This is a genomic window from Streptomyces sp. NPDC050388 (genome assembly GCF_040655635.1).
Taxonomy (GTDB): domain Bacteria; phylum Actinomycetota; class Actinomycetes; order Streptomycetales; family Streptomycetaceae; genus Streptomyces.
Map to the genome: position 1 here is coordinate 1 of NZ_JBFAKH010000193.1, position 5,064 is coordinate 5,064.

5 protein-coding genes and 2 pseudogenes are annotated in these 5,064 nt (G+C 65.9%); 3 read left to right on the forward strand and 4 right to left on the reverse strand.

Annotated elements, in window-relative coordinates:
* Positions 1-176: 176 nt before the first annotated feature.
* The gene (locus tag AB0I73_RS40240) at positions 177-686 is read right to left on the reverse strand and encodes a transposase family protein (protein ID WP_363045347.1); all 510 of its coding nucleotides are present in this window, start codon (positions 684-686) and stop codon (positions 177-179) included.
* A 164-nt stretch (positions 687-850) separates the two neighbouring features.
* On the opposite strand from AB0I73_RS40240, the pseudogene AB0I73_RS40245 reads away from it, so the two are divergent.
* Positions 851-1,171 (forward strand): annotated as a pseudogene (locus tag AB0I73_RS40245) (transposase family protein); the annotation flags it as partial.
* A 40-nt stretch (positions 1,172-1,211) separates the two neighbouring features.
* Positions 1,212-1,922, forward strand: coding sequence for a transposase (locus tag AB0I73_RS40250; protein WP_363045348.1), 711 nt, complete (start codon positions 1,212-1,214; stop codon positions 1,920-1,922).
* A gap of 66 nt (positions 1,923-1,988) precedes the next feature.
* On the opposite strand, the gene AB0I73_RS40255 is transcribed toward AB0I73_RS40250, so the two are convergent.
* The 3 genes and pseudogenes from AB0I73_RS40255 to AB0I73_RS40265 form a co-directional block, all read right to left on the reverse strand.
* On the reverse strand, positions 1,989-2,558 hold the full coding sequence (locus AB0I73_RS40255; RefSeq protein WP_363045349.1) for an SMI1/KNR4 family protein: 570 nt from the start codon (positions 2,556-2,558) through the stop codon (positions 1,989-1,991).
* Positions 2,559-2,794: 236 nt separating this feature from the next.
* Positions 2,795-2,950: pseudogene (locus AB0I73_RS40260) on the reverse strand (IS5/IS1182 family transposase); the annotation flags it as partial.
* A gap of 151 nt (positions 2,951-3,101) precedes the next feature.
* On the reverse strand, positions 3,102-3,761 hold the full coding sequence (locus tag AB0I73_RS40265; RefSeq protein ID WP_363045350.1) for an IS6 family transposase: 660 nt from the start codon (positions 3,759-3,761) through the stop codon (positions 3,102-3,104).
* 169 nt (positions 3,762-3,930) lie between these two features.
* Between AB0I73_RS40265 and AB0I73_RS40270 the strand changes: the two genes are divergently transcribed.
* Positions 3,931-4,914, forward strand: a complete 984-nt coding sequence (locus tag AB0I73_RS40270) for an LLM class flavin-dependent oxidoreductase (protein WP_363045351.1) — start codon at positions 3,931-3,933, stop codon at positions 4,912-4,914.
* Positions 4,915-5,064 lie beyond the last annotated feature (150 nt).

Here is a 5,064-nt window from a genome sequence, read left to right on the forward strand (position 1 = left end):
GAGGGCCCGTCCCGTTCTCCCGGCCCACCGCCTCGACACACCGCCGCCGTCAGGTGCTTGACAAACGGCAACTTCACATAACTTTCCGGCATTGCTTCGGTGTTGGTCAACACGAGCAGCGCCCGCAGCAACGTGGTCGCGTAACGGGCCGACAAGCGGAGCTTGGTGAGGGCACGTCAGTTCTCCAGGTTCGCGAAGGCGTGCTCGCAGACCCCGCGGACGGACGCGATCAGCTTGCTGACCTGCTTCTTCGCCGACGTGAGCGGCTTGGTGCGGGAGGCCTTGTAGTCAGTGATGACCACCGGGTTGTCCACATCGTCGTCCAGGCCGGTGAAGCCGAGGTCGCCGATGGCGCCCAGCTCGTGGGCGCGCAAGCGCTCGACGAGCTTGTTGCAGCGGGCGGTGGTGACCTCCGAGGAGCGCCCCGGGCTGGCCGCGGACAGCCACAGCAGCCGGCCCTTGTCGTCGGTGAGCGCGAGGAAGAGCAGGCCGTGGCACTTGCGCTTACCCGAGTAGTTGCGGCGCTCGTCCGTTCCGGTGCGGCGCCGGGCGCGGATCAGAGTGCAGTCGAGCAGGACGACGTGGCCGCCCTTTCGGGTGACTTTCTTCAGCGCCCGATCCAGCCGTGGGCCCGCGCGGCGAGCAGTTCGATCACCTCCATCGCCCGGTGGGGCTCGGAAAGTCATCGCTGCAGGCGAGAGCGGCAACGCGGCGTCGGCCGGCACCTCAGGGCTTCGGCATAGTCGGTCGATGCCCGGTTGCTGACGTCCCGTCGTGTTGGGTGGAGCCCGACGCAGAACAGGCACGGACGTCCGTGATCATGGAGCTCTCTACGCTCTGTAACCTTGGAATGACCGTGCCTGCCGACGCATCATCTCTGGTCTCCCCTGTCTTTGACCAGCTCAGACCTCATCCTGAAGTGTCCGGGCGCGAGGTTCCGGGGTTACTGGAACGCCTTGCGCAGGTCCCGGACCCGCGGGATCCGCGGGGAGTGCGGCACCCTCTCGTGACGGTCCTCGCGCTGACGGCCTGCGCGGTCCTCGCCGGAGCGCGATCCCTGCTGGCGGTGGGTGAATGGGTGGCCGACGCGCCGTCGGCCCTGCTCGAACGGCTCGGCACCGTCGTAGATCCGCTGTACCCGAAACGGTCCTGGCCCGCGGAATCCACGATCCGGCGACTGCTGGCCAGAGTCGACACGGACGCCCTGGACCATGCGGTCGGAGCCTGGCTCGCGGACCGGCAGACCAGCGACGAAGACCAACGAGATCGCTTGCTTCCATCCGTTGCTCGACACCCTCGAGAACTTGGCCGGCACGGTCGTCACCAGCGACGCGATGCACACCCAGCACGACCACGCCGTCTATCTCCTCAACCGGCGGGCCCACTGCATCGTGATCGTGAAGCGCAACACCAAGAAGCTCCGCAAACAGCTCAAGTCCCTTCCCTGGAAACAGATTCCGCTGCAGGACAGGACCCGCGTGACCGGTCACGACCGCCACGAGATCCTCCCCGGAGGGGCCGACCCCCAGACTGAAGGTCTGCATGGTCAACAACCTGCTCTTCCCCGGCGCCCGCCAGGCCGTCCAGATCGTTCGCCGCCGCGTCCACCGCAAGACCGGGAAGATCAGCCCCAAGACCGTCTACGCGGTCACCAGCCTTACCGCGAACAGGCCGGCCCGACTCAGCTCGCCCGACTGATCCGAGGGCACCGGACCGTCGAGGCCCTGCACCACGTCAGGGACGTCACGTTCGCCGAGGACGCCTCCCAGGTGCGGGCCGGGAACGCACCCAGAGCAATGGCCACCTGCAGGAACCTTGCGATCGGAGCCCTTCGCCTGGCCGGCGTCCGGAACATCGCCGCCGGACTCCGACGAGCAGCCCGGGACCAAACCCGGACCCTCGCCCTCCTCGGCCTCACATGATCAAAACGGACGAGGCCGGACAACGCCGAAGCTCTGCCCCCGGAACAACCGGGGGGCGCTTTGGTTTCACGACCAGACGAGTCGTCCTTCGGTGACCGAGCAGGTCGGATGGCTTCCATCGGCGGTTTTCGTCAGCATTTCTGCCACGGAGTCGAAATAGTGAGCCAGTGACGCGTACTCGCCCGTGGTCGTGATCTCCCCCACGAACCACCTGCCGATACGGCCGTCCTGCACGTCGATGAACTTTCCCATCCAGCCGTCCTGGTCCGACAGGAACGGGATCCACTCATTGCGCCAGAACGGATTGTCCGGCTGATCCGGAGGGTTGACCCCACCGGTCATGTAGTGGTTGGCGTAGAGCTTCTCCATCGCCCGGATGCCCAGAAAGAAACTTCCCTCGTCCGGAAACCCTGCGAAACCGCAACACGCCACGTCGTCGTCCACATCTTCCTCAGGAAGATCAAGGTTGTTCTGCAACAGCCACGCCCGCAGTTCCCGATGAAGCTGGATGCCCATCCGTTCCTCGGCGGCCGCAAGCATCTGTTCCGTGGCCGGCCCGGGCAGATCCGCATGATCGGCCGGGGCGTGCTCCCGAAGAAGACTCATCACGCGAGACCAGCTCTCCACCACACTCATTCCCCACTACTCTCTGCGTGGACGCCCTGTACGGCTACGTCGCTTCGGCAGGCACGGGCAGTCCAAGGTTACAGAGCGTAGAGAACTCCATGATCACGGACGTCCGTGCCTGTTCTGCGTCGGGCTCCACCCAACACGACGAGACGTCAGCAACCGGGAATCAACCGACCATGCCGAAGCCCTGCCGTCCGGCCACAAGTCCCTCAAAAGTCCGGCGATTGCTCACTGAACGCTTCTCATCCTGAGCGCCGGGCGATCTCAATGGCGTGAACCGCGGCGACCGTGCGGCCGATTCGGTTGGTGCTGCAGCGGGCTTTGCGGAGGATCCGCCCTTGCTTGAGACGGGCGAAGGCGCGTTCTCCCGGTGCCCGCAGCCGGGCATGGTCCCGGTTGAACTGGGCGTACTTCTCGGGTAGGTCTCGGCTGTCAATCCCCTCGCAGCGTGGAGACGATCTATGCGGCCAGTGGCGCTGTCACGTTGTTGAGTATGTGAGTGCCTGATGATGTGTCGGGGTGCGGGCCGGCCTCGGGCGAGGGTCTGGGTCAGGCCGCGGTGGGCAGGCCGGTGCTGCCGGTGATCTGGTCCCAGATAGTGAAGCGGACGGTCATCTCGGCGCGGTGGCCGGGTGCGGTCATCAGGTGGCGGTGGGGGCGGAAGCCTTTCATGGCGCGTTCGCGCTGCCGGGTGGGCCGGTGGCTGTTCTCGGCCCGGTGGTCCAGGCCCTTATGGGAGCGGTGCCCGGCCGAAGGCATCACCCTGAGGTGGGCCGCGCCGTAGGAGCGGAGCTTGTCCGTGATGATCACCCGCGGCACGGCCCCGATTCCTTTGAGGGGCCGACGGAAGAAGCGCCTGTCCGCGGCCTCGTCCCGGCGGGACTGGACCAGGATGTCGAGCACGTTGCCGTCGGCGTCGACGGCCCGCCACAGGTACTTCCGTTCCCTGTTGATCTTGATGAAGACCTCGTCCAGGTGCCACCTGTCGCCCAGCCGCGCACGCTGGCGGCGCAGCGCGCTGGCGTAGGCCTGCCCGAACGTGGCGCACCAGCGCCGGACGGTCTCGTGGGAGACGAGCACGCCGCGCTCGAGTATCAGCTCCTCGACTTCGCGGAACGACAGCGGGCAGCGGAAGTACAACCCCACGCAGTGCGCGATGATCTCCACCGGGTACCGGTGCCCCTGGTACGACGGCGGCGCGCTGTCCACGGACGACCCCCTCCACCGTGACCAGCCCGAGGATCCTCCCATCCTGTCAGCCAACGTGACAGCGCCCGCTTGGACCATGTCGGGGCCTGACGACTGGAATAGAGCTGCAGCCTGTGGCTGTTACCCCTGCACTTGGTGCTGCGAACATAAGGAAAATCCGACAGTGTCTGTGCCTTTGAACATTCTCGATCTGGTCTCCATCTCCGAGGGCTCCACCGCCCAAGAAGCCATCGCCGCCTCGATGGGATCGGCCCGCCTCGCCGATCAACTGGGCTATCGTCGGATCTGGTTCGCCGAGCACCACAACACCCCGAATCTCGCTGCCAGCGCCACCGCGCTGCTGATCTCCCGGGCCGCCTCGGTCACCGAGCGGATCCGTCTAGGCTCCGGCGGGGTGATGCTTCCTAACCACGCTCCGCTCATGGTGGCCGAGCAGTACGGAACCTTGGCCAACATGCATGGGGATCGGATCGACTTGGGCTTGGGACGGGCTCCGGGAACAGACATGATGACCGCCCAGGCACTGAACCGCTCCTCAGCTGAGCCCCAAGCCTTCGCCCAGAGCATTTACGACCTTCAGGGGTGGTTCAGTAAGACGGGCACCGCGCACAGCGTGAAGATTGTGTCTTCCGTGTCCGCCGGGACCGAGGTGCCCATCTGGGTTCTCGGATCCACCGTCAATGGCGCCTCCATCGCGGGCCAGCTGGGTCTGCCGTTTTCCTTGGCCTCGCATTTCGCGCCCGACCAGATCGATCAGGCGATCCAGGTGTACAGGGAGGCATTCAATGCCGAAGCACTCACCGCTCAGATCGAAAAACCTTACGTGATGGCCGGCATCAACGTCATGGTGGCCGGCACCGACGAGGAGGCGAAGCGCGAATTTACGGTGGTCGAGCAGATGTTCCGCGACGTCATGCGCGGTCAGTCCCGCAAGATGCAGCCGCCGGTGGCCCCGGAGACGCTCGCAGGGCAGGGCCGACCAGACCAATCCATGCTGCGGATCAAAGCCGTGGGTGCCCCGCAGACGGTGAAGGCCCAGCTGCAGGGATTCGTGGAGCGCACCGGCGCCGATGAACTCATCACCGTCACCTACGCGTACGACCCAGCCGTACGAGACCGCTCACTGCAGCTGCTCGCCGAGACCTGGCTCTGAGCCTCACGGAACACCGCTCCATGATCCCGTGGTGCCAGCGGAAAGACACCGGTCGCGGCACTGTCACGTTGGCTGACCGGGTGGGATGATCTTCGGGTTGGTCATGGTGGAGGGGGACCGTCCGTGGACAGCGCGCCGCCGTCGTACCAG

What these genes read in the sequence shown, in the direction of transcription:
- AB0I73_RS40240 (WP_363045347.1), bottom strand. Translation starts at nt 686, where the DNA reads ATGACTTTCCGAGCCCCACCGGGCGATGGAGGTGATCGAACTGCTCGC.
- AB0I73_RS40250 (WP_363045348.1), top strand. Translation starts at nt 1,212, where the DNA reads ATGCGGTCGGAGCCTGGCTCGCGGACCGGCAGACCAGCGACGAAGACC.
- AB0I73_RS40255 (WP_363045349.1), bottom strand. Translation starts at nt 2,558, where the DNA reads ATGAGTGTGGTGGAGAGCTGGTCTCGCGTGATGAGTCTTCTTCGGGAG.